Origin of the sequence: Brackiella oedipodis DSM 13743 (genome assembly GCF_000621025.1) — a bacterium.
GTDB lineage: Bacteria > Pseudomonadota > Gammaproteobacteria > Burkholderiales > Burkholderiaceae_B > Oligella > Oligella oedipodis.
In genome coordinates, this window is the sequence record NZ_KK211206.1 from 235,377 (window position 1) to 250,847 (window position 15,471).

General features: G+C 45.6%; 15 protein-coding genes. 5 read left to right on the top strand and 10 right to left on the bottom strand.

Going from position 1 to position 15,471, the window contains the following annotated elements:
• Positions 1-37: 37 nt before the first annotated feature.
• Positions 38-457 (bottom strand): DUF2069 domain-containing protein, encoded by a 420-nt coding sequence (locus Q335_RS0107595; RefSeq protein WP_051532398.1) that lies wholly within the window; start codon positions 455-457, stop codon positions 38-40.
• 107 nt (positions 458-564) lie between these two features.
• Here Q335_RS0107595 and Q335_RS09745 point away from each other — a divergent pair, with 107 nt between their 5' ends.
• Both Q335_RS09745 and Q335_RS09750 read left to right on the top strand, forming a co-directional pair.
• Complete coding sequence (locus Q335_RS09745; protein ID WP_038369745.1) at positions 565-1,842, top strand: YihY family inner membrane protein; 1,278 nt, start codon at positions 565-567, stop codon at positions 1,840-1,842.
• Between the two features lie 11 nt (positions 1,843-1,853).
• The gene (locus Q335_RS09750) at positions 1,854-2,372 is read left to right on the top strand and encodes a CBS domain-containing protein (RefSeq protein ID WP_084493587.1); all 519 of its coding nucleotides are present in this window, start codon (positions 1,854-1,856) and stop codon (positions 2,370-2,372) included.
• Between the two features lie 120 nt (positions 2,373-2,492).
• Here the strand turns inward: Q335_RS09750 and yfaE are convergent, their stop codons facing one another.
• The 5 genes from yfaE to Q335_RS0107630 form a co-directional block, all read right to left on the bottom strand.
• A complete protein-coding gene (yfaE, locus tag Q335_RS09755; RefSeq protein WP_084493588.1) occupies positions 2,493-2,852 on the bottom strand; it encodes a class I ribonucleotide reductase maintenance protein YfaE in 360 nt (119 codons plus the stop codon).
• A complete protein-coding gene (gene nrdB / locus Q335_RS0107615) occupies positions 2,849-3,982 on the bottom strand; it encodes a class Ia ribonucleoside-diphosphate reductase subunit beta (protein WP_028358107.1) in 1,134 nt (377 codons plus the stop codon). The genes yfaE and nrdB overlap by 4 nt, the downstream gene beginning before the upstream one ends.
• Positions 3,983-3,993: 11 nt before the next feature.
• The gene (gene nrdA, locus Q335_RS0107620) at positions 3,994-6,270 is read right to left on the bottom strand and encodes a class 1a ribonucleoside-diphosphate reductase subunit alpha (RefSeq protein ID WP_028358108.1); all 2,277 of its coding nucleotides are present in this window, start codon (positions 6,268-6,270) and stop codon (positions 3,994-3,996) included.
• Positions 6,271-6,625: 355 nt separating this feature from the next.
• Positions 6,626-7,624: a tRNA dihydrouridine(20/20a) synthase DusA gene (gene dusA, locus Q335_RS09760; protein WP_051532399.1), complete on the bottom strand. Its 999-nt coding sequence runs from the start codon at positions 7,622-7,624 to the stop codon at positions 6,626-6,628.
• A gap of 9 nt (positions 7,625-7,633) precedes the next feature.
• Positions 7,634-9,406, bottom strand: a complete 1,773-nt coding sequence (locus tag Q335_RS0107630; protein ID WP_051532400.1) for a ClcB-like voltage-gated chloride channel protein — start codon at positions 9,404-9,406, stop codon at positions 7,634-7,636.
• 93 nt (positions 9,407-9,499) lie between these two features.
• On the opposite strand from Q335_RS0107630, the gene Q335_RS0107635 reads away from it, so the two are divergent.
• Genes Q335_RS0107635 through Q335_RS0107645 form a run of 3 tightly spaced genes read left to right on the top strand, consistent with a single transcriptional unit; the run spans position 9,500 to position 12,004 of the window.
• Entirely contained in the window at positions 9,500-10,474 is a 975-nt protein-coding gene (locus Q335_RS0107635; protein ID WP_028358110.1) for a homoserine kinase, read from the top strand.
• A 17-nt stretch (positions 10,475-10,491) separates the two neighbouring features.
• The gene (locus Q335_RS0107640; RefSeq protein WP_028358111.1) at positions 10,492-11,280 is read left to right on the top strand and encodes a BPSS1780 family membrane protein; all 789 of its coding nucleotides are present in this window, start codon (positions 10,492-10,494) and stop codon (positions 11,278-11,280) included.
• Positions 11,273-12,004 carry a M48 family metalloprotease gene (locus Q335_RS0107645; protein ID WP_028358112.1) on the top strand — a complete coding sequence of 244 codons (732 nt, stop codon included), beginning with the start codon at positions 11,273-11,275 and terminating at the stop codon, positions 12,002-12,004. Before Q335_RS0107640 ends, Q335_RS0107645 begins: the two co-directional genes overlap by 8 nt.
• Positions 12,005-12,063: 59 nt before the next feature.
• On the opposite strand, the gene truA is transcribed toward Q335_RS0107645, so the two are convergent.
• From truA to leuB, 4 genes are all read right to left on the bottom strand, one after another.
• On the bottom strand, positions 12,064-12,918 hold the full coding sequence (gene truA, locus Q335_RS09765) for a tRNA pseudouridine(38-40) synthase TruA (RefSeq protein WP_084493589.1): 855 nt from the start codon (positions 12,916-12,918) through the stop codon (positions 12,064-12,066).
• 1 nt (position 12,919) lies between these two features.
• On the bottom strand, positions 12,920-13,174 hold the full coding sequence (locus tag Q335_RS0107655) for a hypothetical protein (protein WP_028358113.1): 255 nt from the start codon (positions 13,172-13,174) through the stop codon (positions 12,920-12,922).
• 3 nt (positions 13,175-13,177) lie between these two features.
• Positions 13,178-14,299: an aspartate-semialdehyde dehydrogenase gene (gene asd / locus Q335_RS0107660; protein ID WP_028358114.1), complete on the bottom strand. Its 1,122-nt coding sequence runs from the start codon at positions 14,297-14,299 to the stop codon at positions 13,178-13,180.
• Between the two features lie 72 nt (positions 14,300-14,371).
• Positions 14,372-15,457, bottom strand: a complete 1,086-nt coding sequence (gene leuB, locus Q335_RS0107665) for a 3-isopropylmalate dehydrogenase (RefSeq protein ID WP_028358115.1) — start codon at positions 15,455-15,457, stop codon at positions 14,372-14,374.
• Positions 15,458-15,471 lie beyond the last annotated feature (14 nt).

A 15,471-nucleotide genomic window follows, 5' to 3' on the forward strand; every position in this document is an offset into this window, starting at 1 on the left:
GCGTTCCTTTAAGCGTTTAAATAAGGGAAAGGACAAATTATTGCCCTGTTTTTTTGAGATAGTTCGCCAGTTTTTTGGCGGGACGCACATAAAGAATAGCCGAGACAAAAAATACTAAAGATAAAATGACCTCAAGCATGCCCAGGTGGGCAGATATGGCGCTAGTATCACTGTACCAGCGTACCACCCCTTCCATAAAATACAATAAAATCAACATGCTAGACCATTGCATGGTATAGAGATGGCCTTTATAAACACCATAAATCGGAAAGATCAAGGGTAAGGCTTTAAGCACAAAAAGACTACCGCCGGGCACAAGGGGATCTAAAAAAAGTTCCCAAGCGATGCATAGTAGTAATAATAATAGCAGTGCCGCCAAACAGAGCCAACGATAAAAAGGATTTAGGGGTACAGTGCGCACAGTGCTAGAATCCGCAAGGCGTGTGGGATCGCTCATGAAAAACCTTTAAAAACAAGCCGCTAGATTTAGGCAATTGACTTTTGATTATTAAGTAATATTGCTATACTGCATTTTGTGTATAAATGTAAAAATTTACCATAACTATGAACTCTAGCACTAAAAGCCAAGCGTCCGAGTCTGATTTAGACGATCAACCGAGTCAAATCACCGAGTATATTCATGATACTCAACCCAGAAGCCGGCTCACCTGCATCAAAAACACACTCATCTATGCGGTAAGACGTTTGATCGATGACCAACTCACACAAGCGGCTTCGAGTCTCGCTTACACCACAGTACTGGCAGTGGTGCCATTGCTCACCGTGATTTTGGCCTTATTTACCATCTTCCCTGTATTTAATGACTTTAAGGTCTATTTGGATAACTTTTTGCGGCATAACTTAATGCCCGAGAGCATCTCCGAAAATATATTTGAATACCTCAATAGTTTTGCCCAGTCTGCTTCGCAAATGACAACGGTGGGGGTGATTTTTTTGTTTGTCACTTCGATTATGTTGATGATGACAATCGAAGAAGCACTTAACAAAATCTGGCATGTCAAACGCTCTCGTGGTTTATTAATGCGGATTTTGATGTATTGGGCAGTGCTGAGTTTGGGTCCAATTATACTGAGTCTAAGCTTATGGATTAGTGGTTTTGTCTTACAAAAAACCTTTGATCAATATATCAGTATTGGTCGTCAATTTATGGGCTATGTCTTCCCATGGATCATGTCGGTGTTGGGGCTCACCCTGCTTTATTACACTGTCCCGAACCGACGCGTAGCCTTTAAGGATGCCTTAATCGGTGGCGTGGTCAGTGGGAGTCTATTCGAAATCCTCAAAGCTGGCTTTGCCTTTTATATTACCAATTTCCCCTCTTACACCTTGATTTATGGGGCCTTTGCCACGGTGCCTTTGTTCTTATTGTGGATTTATATTTCTTGGATTATTGTCTTGTTGGGGGCCGCAATTGCCGCCATGGCGCCGCAAATCCGCTTAGGTCACTTTAAGACCCATTACGAATCTGGTCTCTTATTGGTGATTGCCGTGCAAATTCTCAGAGACTTATTCCAAGCCAGAGATAGTCAAAACCCGGGATTGACGCTTGAAAATTTAATCAAACGTGTCAAAATAGATCCTAATACGCTTTTAGAAATCTTAGATTCGCTACAAGATCTTGGCTACATTGCCAACACCACCAGCAAAGATGGTGATACTTGGGTGCTCGTTTGCAGCCAAAACGCCGATCTAACGCCTATTTTTGATCGGCTCTTATTTAATGATCAGTTGGATGCCATTCAAGAGGATAAACGCTTATTGCACGCCTTTTCTTTGTCTTTACAAGAAGAGACCCCAGTTATTCTTAAAAATGTTTTATAAAGCAGGCGCTTATGTTAAAAATCAGTGATGTTCTCAAAGTCAAAGGAGATATTTTATTTACCATTGACCCTAACCAATCATTACAACAAGCCCTCGAGACGATGGCTGACAATGATATTGGTTCAATTGTAGTCATGGAACATGGCGAGCTGGCCGGGATTTTGACCTATCGTCAGATTATTAAATGCGTCGCCCAACCAGATCGTGATTACCGTGCGATTACGGTACGCACCGTCATGGATGATGCGCCTGTGACCATCGCCCCTAATACCTCATTCGAAGAAGGTCGTCGTTTACTCATCAAGCATGGTGTGCGTTATGCCCCTGTGATGGATGGTACCACCCTATTGGGCGTGGTTTCTTTTACCGATATGGCGCGCGCGGCTATCGAACAAAATGAATTTGAAAAAAATATGCTCAAGGCTTACATCAAAGATTGGCCTGATGAGCAAGGGTCAGATAGATCAGAAGGACCAGAAACGACAGCGCAGGCCGACTCAGCAACGTCTCGAGTTAACAAACCGGCCTAACTTTTCTGGCTAGTCCGTTCCTTGTCAGTGTAGGACTTGCAAAAGAATCGCCCTAAGCACGGCTCATTAGCCAGTGACTTAGGGCTTTTTTATAGGCTCGAGCACTTAGTGATCACTGATTCAATAGGACGGGTTTTCTTGTTTGTCATGCACCGCGTCTGCCTCGCTTTGATGCGCTTGAGCCGATGGCCGTTGGCGCCGTTTTTGTCTTTCGGCTGAACTCGGACGTCGCACTTCTAAGCGCAACTTAGTATTGGCTTTGGGACGACTACAACACGGCAAAATCTCATCAGGATTGATAAAGGCCAAGGGCATTTCTAGGTAATCGACCTCGCCCGTGAGCTTTTTGAGGCGGCAGGCACCGCAATAGCCTGAGCGACATTGGGATTCAAGCACATATCCTTGTCGCTCTAGGGCTTGCAAAATACTCTCTTGGTCGAGTAAATCAATCACGTCATCTTGGGTAAAGACGCGACTCATAATTCAAAGTCTTCAAGATCATTCGTATCGATATTAGAATCAATTTGACCGACTAAGTACGAGCTAATTTCCACCTCTTGAGGAGCAACCTGCACATTATCAGAAGATAACCAAGCATTAATCCATGGGATGGGGTTTTGGGTTGCTTCTGGGAAGGCAGGTTTGAGACCGACCGCTTGCATACGTAAATTGGTAATGTACTCCACGTATTTGCAGAGAATGTTTTTGTTGAGACCAATCATGGAGCCGTCTTTAAATAAGTACTCGGCCCATTGTTTTTCTTGTTCGGCGGCGTGTTTGAAGATGCCAAAACACTGATCCTCAAGTTCTTTGGCGATGATGGCCATTTCTGGATCATCTTGACCGCTGCGCATGAGGTTAATCATGTGCTGTGTGCTGGTCAAATGCAGCGCCTCGTCACGTGCAATCAGTTTAATAATTTTGGCATTGCCTTCCATGAGTTTTCTTTCGGCAAAGGCAAAGGAACACGCAAAACTCACATAAAAGCGAATTGCCTCAAGAATATTGACGACCATTAAGCACACATACAGCTTACGTTTGAGACCATGTAGGCTAACGTCAATATTGCAATCGCTCTCTTTGATGTGACCGGCTTGGATCTGGTTATAGCATTGGGTCGCATTAATTAGCTCGTCATAATAACGAGAGATATCGCGCGCACGTTGCAAAATATGCTCATTCGTGACAATGCTATCGAAAATCAATGATGGGTCATTGACGATATTGCGAATAATATGCGTATACGAACGTGAGTGAATAGTCTCAGAAAATGACCAGGTCTCAATCCATGTCTCGAGCTCAGGCAAAGATACTAATGGCAACAAGGCGACATTCGGGCTGCGACCTTGGATAGAATCCAATAAGGTTTGGTATTTGAGATTACTAATAAAAATATGTTTTTCGTGCTCAGGCAAATTCTGGTAGTCGATGCGGTCTTGGGAGACATCAACTTCCTCGGGACGCCAGAAAAAGGATAATTGTTTCTCGATGAGCTTTTCGAAAACTTCGAATTTTTGTTGGTCATAACGCGCCACATTCACGCTTTGACCAAAAAACATGGGTTCGCTTAGGGCGTTATTGGGTGTTTCACAAAAAGTACTGTACCACATCGTATTCCCTCTTATATTTTGCATGCACCACTAGCGCAGTCATCACTAGCAGCAATATCGCTTTGTAAGTCTTTGGAGCCATCACGCGTGTTGTGATAGTACAAAGTTTTTAGACCGTATTTATACGCCAATAATAGATCTTTGAGTAATTGCTTCATGGGCACACGGCCACCTTCAAAACGCAATGGATCGTAACTGGTATTGGCCGAAATCGCTTGGTCCACGAATTTTTGCATAATGCCAACCAGCTGCAAATACCCTTCATTACTAGGCATATCCCAGAGCAATTCATATTTGTCTTTGAGATGCAGATAATCTGGCACGACCTGACTTAAAATCCCATCCTTGGACGCCTTGACGCTAACTAAGCCGCGCGGAGGCTCAATCCCATTAGTGGCATTGGAAATTTGACTCGAGGTCTCTGAAGGCATTAAGGCAGTGAGTGTCGAATTACGTAAACCATGGGTTTTGATGTCTTGGCGCAAGGCTTCCCAATCGTAATGCAAAGGCTCTTTGCAAATGACGTCTAGATCTTTTTTGTAAGTGTCTATAGGCAAAATGCCTTGTGCGTAACGCGTTTGTTCAAACCACGGGCATGGACCAAATTCTTTGGCGAGATTGACAGAGGCTTTGAGTAAATAATATTGAATCGCTTCAAATACACGGTGCGTAATATTTATACCGCTACCATCCGAATACCGAGCATTGTTTTTGGCCAAGAAATAGGCGTAGTTAATCACCCCAATACCTAAGGTGCGACGATTCATACTACCGCGCTCTGCGGCGATAATCGGATAATCTTGATAATCCAATAAGGCATCGAGCGCACGAACAATTAAATCGGCAAGTTTTTCGAGTTCATCAAAATTCTCAAGAGCGCCCAAATTGAAAGCCGATAAGGTACATAAAGCGATCTCACCTTCAGGATCATTAATGTCATTGAGCGGTTTGGTTGGTAAAGTAATTTCTAGACATAAATTACTTTGGCGGACCGGCGCGACATTCGGGTCAAAAGCACTATGGGTGTTCGTGTGGTCAACATTATGAACATAAATACGACCAGTGCTGGCGCGCTCTTGCATTAGCAAAGAGAACAATTCTGAGGCCTTCACTTGGCGTTTGCGAATGGACTCATCGGCCTCGTATTGCGTGTATAAGCGCTCAAACTCTTCTTGATCCGCAAAAAAAGCCTCATAAAGTCCTGGCACATCTGAGGGCGAGAACAAGGTGATTAATTGGTTTTTGAGTAAACGCTGGTAGAGCAAACGATTGATTTGCACACCATAATCAAGATGACGGACACGGTTTTCTTCGACGCCACGGTTGTTTTTGAGGACCAAAAGTGACTCGGCTTCCAAGTGCCAAAGTGGATAGAATAAGGTCGCGGCACCCCCTCGTACGCCCCCCTGAGAGCAGCATTTGACCGCTGTTTGGAAGTGCTTAAAGAAAGGAATGCAGCCAGTATGTTGGGCTTCACCGCCACGAATGGAACTACCAACTGCTCGAATCCGACCCGCATTGACGCCAATCCCCGCGCGTTGTGAAACATAACGCACAATCGCGCTACTGGTGGCATTGATGGAGTCTAAACTATCATCACACTCGATCAACACGCAAGAGCTAAACTGCCGCGTTGGCGTACGCACCCCAGACATAATCGGGGTAGGCAAAGATAGTTTGAAAGTCGAGATCGCATTATAGAAATCTTGTACGTATTGCAAGCGAGTTGACTGTGGATAACGTGCAAATAAGCAAGCGGCTACCAAGATATAAAGGAACTGCGGGCTTTCATAGACGGCGCCTGTGACGCGATTTTGGACGAGGTACTTACCTTCTAGTTGTTTAACCGCCGCATAAGAAAAATTCATATCGCGCTCATGCACTAACATCTCATTGAGCTGATCGAACTCTTCTTCACTATAGTCTTCGAGTAAATGCTTGTCATAACGTTTGTGTGCCACCATCTCTTTGACATGGGCATACAGATGCGGTGGTTCAAATTGACCATAGGCTTTTTTGCGCAAATGAAAAATCGCCAAGCGTGCGGCTAAATATTGATAATCCGGGGCTTGTTCGGAGATGAGATCTGCGGCCGCCTTAATGATAGTTTCATGGATGTCTTCGGTCTTTATGCCTGAGTAGAATTGAATTTGCGACTTAAGTTCGACCTGAGATGTCGAGACATTGGTTAAACCTTCTGAGGCCCAATCCAAGACTCGGTGAATTTTATCTAAATCTAAAGGCTCTTTTCGACCGTCACGTTTAGTGACCAGCAGCTTTTCATCCATAACCATTTACCCTGAAATTGCATCTCGACCTCAAGGCCGATTTCATCTAAAAAACAGCAGCGATTGCTCTAAATCACTGTAAATACTCCATCATCAAGGCACCTTTTAACGTTTTTTGGCAAGAAAAAATTTCTTAGTAAAAAACTATATCTAGTGTTAACTAATGGAATTTTTACAATATATAGTATTAAAGCAAGAAATTCAATATATGTGAATAACTATCATTAACATTAAAATAAGGGTTGTGCAGTGGAAACCCCGTGTGGCTGGACTTATATAAAAAATGAGACCAAAAAAAGATTTTTTTATGTTGCCTTTATGCATAAAAGCGCATTTTTAGACTTGATCTTTTGACTCACATTTGTACGCATCTAAAGGCTTGAGGAAGAATGTTAATTTGTTGGGCCTGAAGCGCCTGTGGATCAGAGAGATGGCGGCGCCATTGCTTGGCGCCCTTGCAACCATTAAAAAGACCGAGCATGGGTTTGACAATAACGCGTAAAGGGACTCCTTGAGCAACTTGTTGCGCTGCATAGTGCGTCATTGTATCGACTACTTCAGCTAAGCTGAGCCTAGTCATGTCGGGCCATAATCGTTCATGAATTTGCCCCAACATATAAGGTTCATGCCAGGCGGCACGCCCTACCATAATGCCATCATGCAATTGTGCTTGCGCCCACATTTGCTCAGGCGTCGATAAGCCACCATTGAGAATAAATCTAGCTTCAGGAAAATCGCGTTTGAGCTGTGCAACCACCTCATAACGCAAAGGTGGGATTTGGCGGTTATCTTTGGGTGACAGTCCCTTTAGGACAGCGTTGCGGGCGTGTGCAATAAATACGCGACAACCCACGTCATACAGCGCTCCAACAAAATCACTAACAAAACTATAGCTCTCGTTATCATCTAGACCTAAGCGATGTTTGACCGTCACCGGTAGACTCACCGCATCTTGCATCGCTTTGATACAGTCAGCCACCAAGGACGCCTCAGCCATCAAACAAGCACCAAAAGCCCCCTTTTGTACACGTTCTGATGGGCAGCCACAGTTTAGATTAATTTCTTGATAGTGATAACGCTCCCCTAACTTAGCACAATGCGCCAAGGCTAATGGTTCAGAACCACCCAATTGTAGGGCAACGGGTGACTCGGCCGCATTAAATTGCAAATGCCTATCTACATCACCATAAATCAACGCTCCAGTGGTGACCATCTCGGTATATAACAACGCATTAGGAGCCAGTAAGCGATGAAAATAACGACAATGACGATCCGTAACATCAAGCATGGGAGCAACGGATAGGCGCCATGGTTGCTGCTGGTCTTCATAAATATTGGGTCTAGAGAGAGTCATAGTCGCGGCTTACTTAGAATTTGGAGCGTGTAAATCTAGCACGACCTTGTCGGTATTATCAAGTGAACGCTTGATCTCACTATATTTAGCCAGGACTTCCGATTTGTAGATGACGCCAATGAGATGGGCGGGCTCCTGCTGGTCTAAGACCGGCAAACGCTCGCCAGAAAAATTCACTAAGTGCTCTTGAATCTGATCGAGTGTCATACCTATTGTCAGGGGTTGCAAATAACGACGGCTGATCAAGGAATCCTTAATCAATTGCTGCATATCACCGGAGTTAAATAATAATTCGGTGACATCTTTATGGGCAATCACGCCTTGATAGACATTTTCATCGTCGACCACATAAATGTAGCGCACTGATAATTGCGTAAATTTTTGTACGGCTTCTTTGACGCTGGCATTCGCATTGATGACATTTTGCGGTGTTTGAATAAAGTCCTCTATATGTAAATGCCTTAAGCGGCTTCTAAGTAAATCGCTTTGTTCTCGCGTCTCGGTGACGTGATACATCACCAAGCCCTTGAAAAAGCGCGCCACGGCATAGGCAATTGTGCACGAAAATATAAGTGGTGCGGCAAGACTGAGATTTTGTGACATTTCGATAATCATAATCATCGCCATCAAGGGGGCGCTGGTAGCCGCCGCCAGAAAAGCTCCCATACCTAAGAGTGCAAATTCCGGCATAAAATTATTAATCTCGGGAAAAATCAAGGCGGCAGCATGTACCATTAGTAAAGCGACACTGGCACCAACACACATGACTGGCGTCAGCACACCCCCAACAGCGCCAGAGCCCACTACGACGCCAGTGGCGAGGACTTTGACCAGCAAAAATAACAATAGACTCTGCCAGGCCCAGGCGTTGTGTAATAATTGATGCACAATGAAGTCCCCGTTACCTGCTACGCGTTGATCAAGTAATAAAAAGCCACCCATACAAAGCCCACCTAAGGCCATCCGCCAAGGCAAGGCAAGTGGGATTTTTTTGAAGGTCTGGCGCAGAAAAGATAAATAACGTAAAAAAAGGGGTGTTGCGCAGCCCGCTAGTAGTCCCAGGACCACAGCCCATAGCATGAACTCTGTGGAATAATGCCAGACATCGTACATTTCATAGAGTAAATGATAGCGGCCACTGAAACGCATCAGTAAATGTGAAGTCGCAGCCGCCACCAATAAGGGGCCTAACACCACCATAGACATGCTGCCAATCACGATTTCGGCCACAAATAAAGCCCCAGCAATCGGTGTGTTATAAGCGGCCGCCACCCCAGCTGCGGCACCACAAGCCACTAAGAGCCGCAAATGCACAGCATCCACATAAAAAAATCGCCCAAAGGCTGAGGCTGTCATGGCAGCAAAGTGAATCATTGGCCCCTCTCGACCTATCGAACCGCCCGTGGCCACCACACTCAGAGCAGAAAGAATGCGAGCCAAGCCTTGGGGGATGGACAGCTGGCCATTACCAAGAGCCACGGCTTCCATATAGTCTGATTCGGCATCAGTCTTGAAGCGGTTCGATAAATTCAGTAATAAGCCAGCGACTAAACCACCGATGCAGGGAAAGACAATGGTTTGCAGCGTGCTAAAGGTAGAAGTCACGTCATTGACCATGCCACTGCGGCCGCTGAGTAGGTATTGGATCAAATACATCGACTCGTAAAACAGCATAGTCGCGCCGGCCCCCAAGCAACCCATAATGACCGCCCAAATCAATAAACTGGGACGTGCAAATAGTCGTTGGCCTGAGTGACGAAAGTGGTCAAGAGGACGCATCATATATTTTTGGGATCAAAGACAAGTTAAAGCAAGCACCCTGACATTATAGTTAAAATCAAAGGTATTTTATTGACCTTTTTTCGGTAAATTTTTATGGCGATTTTTACTGTAATCACGCCTGAACAGGCCGCTGAAATTTTGCACGATTATGAGCTTGGTGAGTTGCAATCCATTCGCGGCATTGCCGCTGGCATCGAAAATACAAATTATTTCTTGACAACCACCCAAGGTGAGTATGTGCTCACGGTGTTTGAAGTCCTCAAAGCTAAGCAATTGCGATACTACATTGAATTGATGCATTACTTGGCAGAAAAAAAACAACCCGTACCCATGCCACAACGTCGTAAAGATGGTGAGCTTTATGGTGACTTTAAGGGTAAGCCACTTAGTATAGTGACTCGCTTGCCGGGGCAATCCGAATTAAAGCCTACTGTGCAACATTGTCAGGTGGCTGCTCGAACCCAAGCGCGCCTGCATTTGGCCGCGCAAAATTTTGAAGTGATGCAAGGTAACTTAAGGGGACTTGAATGGTGGCAAGCCACTGCCCCCAGCATCCTACCGTATCTGTCTGATGACCTAAAAACGTTCTATCAAGATTGTCTACAACGGCAAATCGAGACCCAAAGTAGTCGTGATTGGCGGCAATTGCCTTATGGTCCCAGCCATTGTGATTACTTTAAAGATAATATTTTATTTACAGGTAGCGCTGAAGAACCGCAAATGGGTGGCGTCATCGACTTTTATTTTGCGGGCAACGATAAATGGTTATTTGACATCGCCGTGGCGGTAAACGACTGGTGTATTGAGGCAGATACTGGCGCTCTAAAAGCGCCTTTAGTCAATGCCTGGCTGCAAACCTATGCCGAGCTCAGACCCTTTACGGTGGCCGAAAGAGCTTTATGGCCTTTGGCACTGCAAGCGGCGGCCTTACGTTTTTGGACCTCAAGACTCTATGATTATTATTTGCCACGCCCTGCCGAAACGCTAACACCGCACGATCCTACTTATTTTGAGAGAATCCTCAAGCAGCGCTGCCATCATCCCGAGAATATTCCACCTTTACCTTAATATTTGTTGTTATTGCTATGCAAGCTTATCCTCTACCGGCACAAAGCGGTTTTCAGTGGTTTAAAAACGCACTCAATTTATTCAAAAAAGCGCCTTTACCCCTCATTTTGCTGGGCTTTGTGTTTCAGTATACGACCTATCTATCGATGTTATTTGGTCCCTTTACGCTTATTGTATTGCACATGATCACGTCCTTATTTATCGCTGTTTATTATCACGCGATTCACCTAGTAGAGCAATCACAATCAGCCCCCTTGGCGCAGGCCTTTAAGGCTTGGCGGCTGCAGACTAAAACCGTACCGAACCTACTCTTGATGGGGCTATTGCTTGGTATTGTGTGCTCCTTATTGGCTGTCCTCTGTAATCCATTTGCGAATATAGATTTTCAATATTATGCAGCGCTGTTAGAGAAACAAGCGACAACGTTTGCAGAGCAAGAACAGCTGGCAGCGCAAATACTCTCACAAATTGATAGTGCAAAATTATTGCTCTTCTTTGTGTTGTTGCATATACTCTATTTATTATTGTGTTATGCGCCTATTTTGATTTATAAACATGCCCTGCCCTTTCATAAGGCGATCTTTTTTTCTATCGTGGCTTTTACTCGTAATCTCTTGCCCTTCATCTTATTAGTGGTCTGTTTATTAGTCTTTGGCGTTTTGCTTTCATTAGTGATCACATTTTGTGCAAAAGTGATTTCATCGCCGCTGCTTTTGCTCATGCTAGTGCAACTCTTAGGCCTTTGTTTTTTTGCTGTCCTGCTTTGTGCCTTATATAGTAGCTATAAAGGAATTTTTCATGCATAAGCCAATGGTCGCGATAGCACTTGCTCTGAGTTTTTCCCTTAGTGCTTGTGATAATCTGAACCCCCAAATGCTTGTCGGTGTCGGTAGTTCACTGTATTCGGCGGCTACACTCAGCGATCAAGAGATCCAAAGCTTAGGCGTGCAATCTGCACACAACCTTGATGCTAAGCAACGCATAGCTTCTGACAATAGCCCCTACACTAAACGTCTCAACAAAATTACCGCCCCGCTCAAACACTATAACGGTCGCTCGCTTCATTTTAAAATTTATGAAACTCCAGAGGTCAACGCCTTTGCCCTACCTAATGGGGATATTCGCGTCTTTACTGGTCTAATGGACAAAATGAATGATGATGAGCTTTTGTGGGTGATTGGTCACGAGATTGGTCACGTGATGTTAGGGCATTCCAAACAAGCGGCACGGCGCCAATTATTGATGCGAGCCACTCGCTTAGCCATGGGTGGCAATAGTTTATTGGGTAGTTTAAGCCAAGGTCAAATTGGCGATATTGCTGAGTCGTTTGTGACGGCACAGTACTCACAGACCCAAGAATATGAAGCCGATGCCTACGGGCTAAGAATTCTCAAAGCCAATCACAAAAGTAAACAAGCGGCAATCACAGCGCTACAAAAATTACAAGCGCTTGGTTCCAGTTCTAGTCTTTTTGCTTCGCATCCCGCCGCAGCCGCCCGGGCACAACGAATTCAAGCAATGCCAGATTAAACACCTGTAGTCCACGTGTACTGGCTGCTATCGGCGCAGCTGCTGATTATCTATGTTTACTAAATATCGCGCCACAAAGAAATGGCGGTTGCAATATCGGGTTGTGCCGCAAACTGAGTCATGGCCGCAAGTCGTTTGGGACTGGAAAAGGCACCGCTGGGGTAATCTACATGCAACAAATATAAGCCATCAGCCATAAACGTAGGCGCACTCAGGCGCCGATCTTTTTGTGCTAGCAGCGTTTGCATCCATTGCGGATCATGTTTGCCCTTACCCACATATAATAAGGCCCCCATGATATTGCGCACCATATGGTGCAAAAATGCATTGGCTTGAAAGAGGAAAAAAATAAGCTTGCCTTCTTGCTTAATTTGCAACTGATAGAGCTCGCGCACAGGTGAATGCGCCTGACATTCGGCGGCACGAAAACAGCTAAAATCATGGCGTCCGAGTAATTGCTGTGCGGCGCTTTGCATATTAGCGAGATTGAGCTCGTGAAAATCCCAACCGACCAGGCCTTGCCACAGCGCGGATTCAACAGCATCATTGCGCAATACATATAAATAACTACGGCGAGTGGCCGCAAAACGCGCATGAAAATCGGCATGACTAGCGGGACAGGCCCATTTGATACGAATACTGCCTGGCAGTAACGCGTTAAGCCCTCGCACCCAAGATTCATTACTGCGATAGACAGGACTATCGAGGTGGACAACTTGCTCGATAGCATGCACACCACTATCAGTCCTGCCTGCACACACCACTTCTAACGGATGTTGAGTGAATTGCGCGATCGCGTGTTGCAAATGATCCTGCACCGTATTGCCACCAGGCTGAGTTTGCCAACCATGAAAATGTTGACCATGGTAGGATAGCCCCAAAACAATACGGGTCGTTGATGATGCTTGACTCATACTATTCGTTGGAAGGTGGCGAATCAAGATCGAGATTTATGCTGGCGAGTTTACGCTCAAATTCCTGCGCTTGTCGTTGTGCGGGTGTTGATACTTGCCGTGTCACAGAGGCGTCGTCCTCGATCGCCTCCGGCGGTGCTTTAGCTTTTTGTTTTTTGTCAACATACACCATGCAGGCCAATACCAGCACAATTAGGGCGATAAAGCCCACCAACCATAGGGAGATGTAATTGGCAATCCAGCTAGGTACATCCATGGTCTATAACTCACCAAGCGCAATTTTGAGCATGCGACGAATCGGTTCGGCAGCGCCCCAAAGCAATTGATCACCAATGGTAAAAGCACTCAAATACTCCGGGCCCATAGACATTTTGCGGAGTCGACCGACAGGAATATCGAGGGTACCGGTGACTGCTACCGGTGTAAGCGCTTGCATGGTGGCTTCCTTGGTGTTAGCAATGACTTTTGACCATTGAGAGCCTTGATCGATTATGTCGGCTACTTCGTCTAGCGGCACATCGCGTTTGAGTTTAATGGTGAGTGCTTGACTATGGCAACGCATTGCGCCAATGCGAACACAAAGACCATCGACGGCAATGGCGTCATCATGACCACGTCCTAAGATCTTATTCGTTTCGGCTTCGGCCTTCCATTCTTCGCGCGATTGACCATTATTAAGATCCTTGTCAATCCAAGGAATTAAATTACCTGCTAAGGGTACGCCAAATTGATCACAAGGCAAATCAGCGTCCTGTTGTTTGGCTAAGACCAATTTGTCGATTTCTAAAATCGCTGAAGCGGGATCGCTTAAAGGTGTGCTGACTGTTTGGTGGAGTAAACCGAACTGAGTCAGGAGTTCACGCATGTGTTTGGCGCCACCACCAGAAGCGGCTTGATAGGTCATGCAACTCATCCATTGGATTAAGTCGTGTTTAAATAGCCCCGCCAACCCCATCAACATACAGCTGACGGTGCAATTACCACCTATGAAATTTTTAGTGCCATTTTTGAGGGCACCATCGATAACATCGCGATTGACCGGATCCAAGACAATCACGGCCTCGTCTTTCATACGTAAAGCACTGGCCGCATCAATCCACAATCCTTGCCAGCCACTAGCACGTAATTTGGGGAACACTTCATTGGTATAGTCGCCTCCTTGAGCCGTGACGATAATCGGTAGTTTTTTGAGACTATCTATATCGTAGGCATCCTGTAAGGATCCGGCGCCTTGCGCCCAGCTGGGTGCCGCGCCACCCGCACTACTAGTGGAGAAAAAAACGGGGTTAATGTTAGCGAAGTCATTTTCTTGTTGCATGCGGTCCATCAACACAGAACCGACCATGCCTCGCCAACCTACAAAACCGACTGATTGAGACATTGAATTTCCTATGGTATTTAAGCTTAAAGTATATAAGAACTGATCTGAATTTTGGGGGTCAAGCCCCCAAGTTTATGAATTGCTACTGAGTGCCGCCAATACGGCATCGCCCATAGCGCTGGTACTGACTTTTTCTGTGCCTTCAGTGTAGATATCGGCGGTACGCTTACCCTCTCGAATAACAGTTTTGACGGCATTTTCTATTTGCTCGGCCTGTTGCGCTTGATTCAAGGAGTAACGCAATAACATGGCAGCCGACATAATGGTGGCTAATGGATTAGCGCTATTTTGACCGGCAATATCTGGCGCCGAACCATGACTTGGTTCATATAAGCCTTGTTGCTTAGCATTCAAGGAGGCTGATGGCAACATGCCAATAGAGCCTGTTAACATCGCCGCTTCATCAGACAGAATATCACCGAATAAATTGCCCGTCACAATCACATCAAATGCTTTAGGAGCGCGTACTAACTGCATAGCGGCATTATCGATATACATATGTGAGAGTTCCACGTCTGGATATTCACGACTGACATCAATCACAATATCGCGCCAAAACTGCGACGTCTCAAGCACATTCGCCTTGTCGACACTGCAAAGTTTTTGTTGACGTTTTTGGGCGGCTTTAAAGGCAATATGGGCGATGCGACGGACTTCTGATTCTGCATAACGCATGGTATCAAAGCCTTCTTGTTCGCCAGCAAAGTCCCCATCAGGAGCACTACGCACGCCTCGGGGCTGGCCAAAATAAATATCGCCTGTTAACTCGCGGATAATCAGAATATCTAAGCCGGCCACTACTTCGGATTTAAGACTGGAGGCATTGGCCAACTCAGGAAATAGTACGGCCGGACGTAAATTAGCAAATAAACCAAGATGCTTACGTAAGCCCAAAATAGCCTGCTCAGGACGTAAATGGCGCTCAAGTGAGTCATATTTCCAATCGCCCACCGCACCAAACAAGACTGCATCGGCCTCTTTGGCGAGTGTTAACGTGCCCTCGGGCAACGGTGAACCTTCAGCCTCATAAGCCGCCCCACCGACTAATTTTTCTTGGAGTTCAAGCTCAGGATTGACGGCCTTAAGGACACGACAGGCTTGTTCAGTGATTTCGGGGCCGATGCCATCGCCTGCCAGTACGGCAATTTTGTGTGTCATATGCTTCCTTTAGT

Bases quoted from the DNA above. Each gene is read 5' to 3' on its own strand.
- Q335_RS0107595 (WP_051532398.1), bottom strand. From the start codon at position 457: ATGAGCGATCCCACACGCCTTGCGGATTCTAGCACTGTGCGCACTGTA.
- Q335_RS09745 (WP_038369745.1), top strand. From the start codon at position 565: ATGAACTCTAGCACTAAAAGCCAAGCGTCCGAGTCTGATTTAGACGAT.
- Q335_RS09750 (WP_084493587.1), top strand. From the start codon at position 1,854: ATGTTAAAAATCAGTGATGTTCTCAAAGTCAAAGGAGATATTTTATTT.
- yfaE (WP_084493588.1), bottom strand. From the start codon at position 2,852: ATGAGTCGCGTCTTTACCCAAGATGACGTGATTGATTTACTCGACCAA.
- nrdB (WP_028358107.1), bottom strand. From the start codon at position 3,982: ATGTGGTACAGTACTTTTTGTGAAACACCCAATAACGCCCTAAGCGAA.
- nrdA (WP_028358108.1), bottom strand. From the start codon at position 6,270: ATGGATGAAAAGCTGCTGGTCACTAAACGTGACGGTCGAAAAGAGCCT.
- dusA (WP_051532399.1), bottom strand. From the start codon at position 7,624: ATGACTCTCTCTAGACCCAATATTTATGAAGACCAGCAGCAACCATGG.
- Q335_RS0107630 (WP_051532400.1), bottom strand. From the start codon at position 9,406: ATGATGCGTCCTCTTGACCACTTTCGTCACTCAGGCCAACGACTATTT.
- Q335_RS0107635 (WP_028358110.1), top strand. From the start codon at position 9,500: ATGGCGATTTTTACTGTAATCACGCCTGAACAGGCCGCTGAAATTTTG.
- Q335_RS0107640 (WP_028358111.1), top strand. From the start codon at position 10,492: ATGCAAGCTTATCCTCTACCGGCACAAAGCGGTTTTCAGTGGTTTAAA.
- Q335_RS0107645 (WP_028358112.1), top strand. From the start codon at position 11,273: ATGCATAAGCCAATGGTCGCGATAGCACTTGCTCTGAGTTTTTCCCTT.
- truA (WP_084493589.1), bottom strand. From the start codon at position 12,918: ATGAGTCAAGCATCATCAACGACCCGTATTGTTTTGGGGCTATCCTAC.
- Q335_RS0107655 (WP_028358113.1), bottom strand. From the start codon at position 13,174: ATGGATGTACCTAGCTGGATTGCCAATTACATCTCCCTATGGTTGGTG.
- asd (WP_028358114.1), bottom strand. From the start codon at position 14,299: ATGTCTCAATCAGTCGGTTTTGTAGGTTGGCGAGGCATGGTCGGTTCT.
- leuB (WP_028358115.1), bottom strand. From the start codon at position 15,457: ATGACACACAAAATTGCCGTACTGGCAGGCGATGGCATCGGCCCCGAA.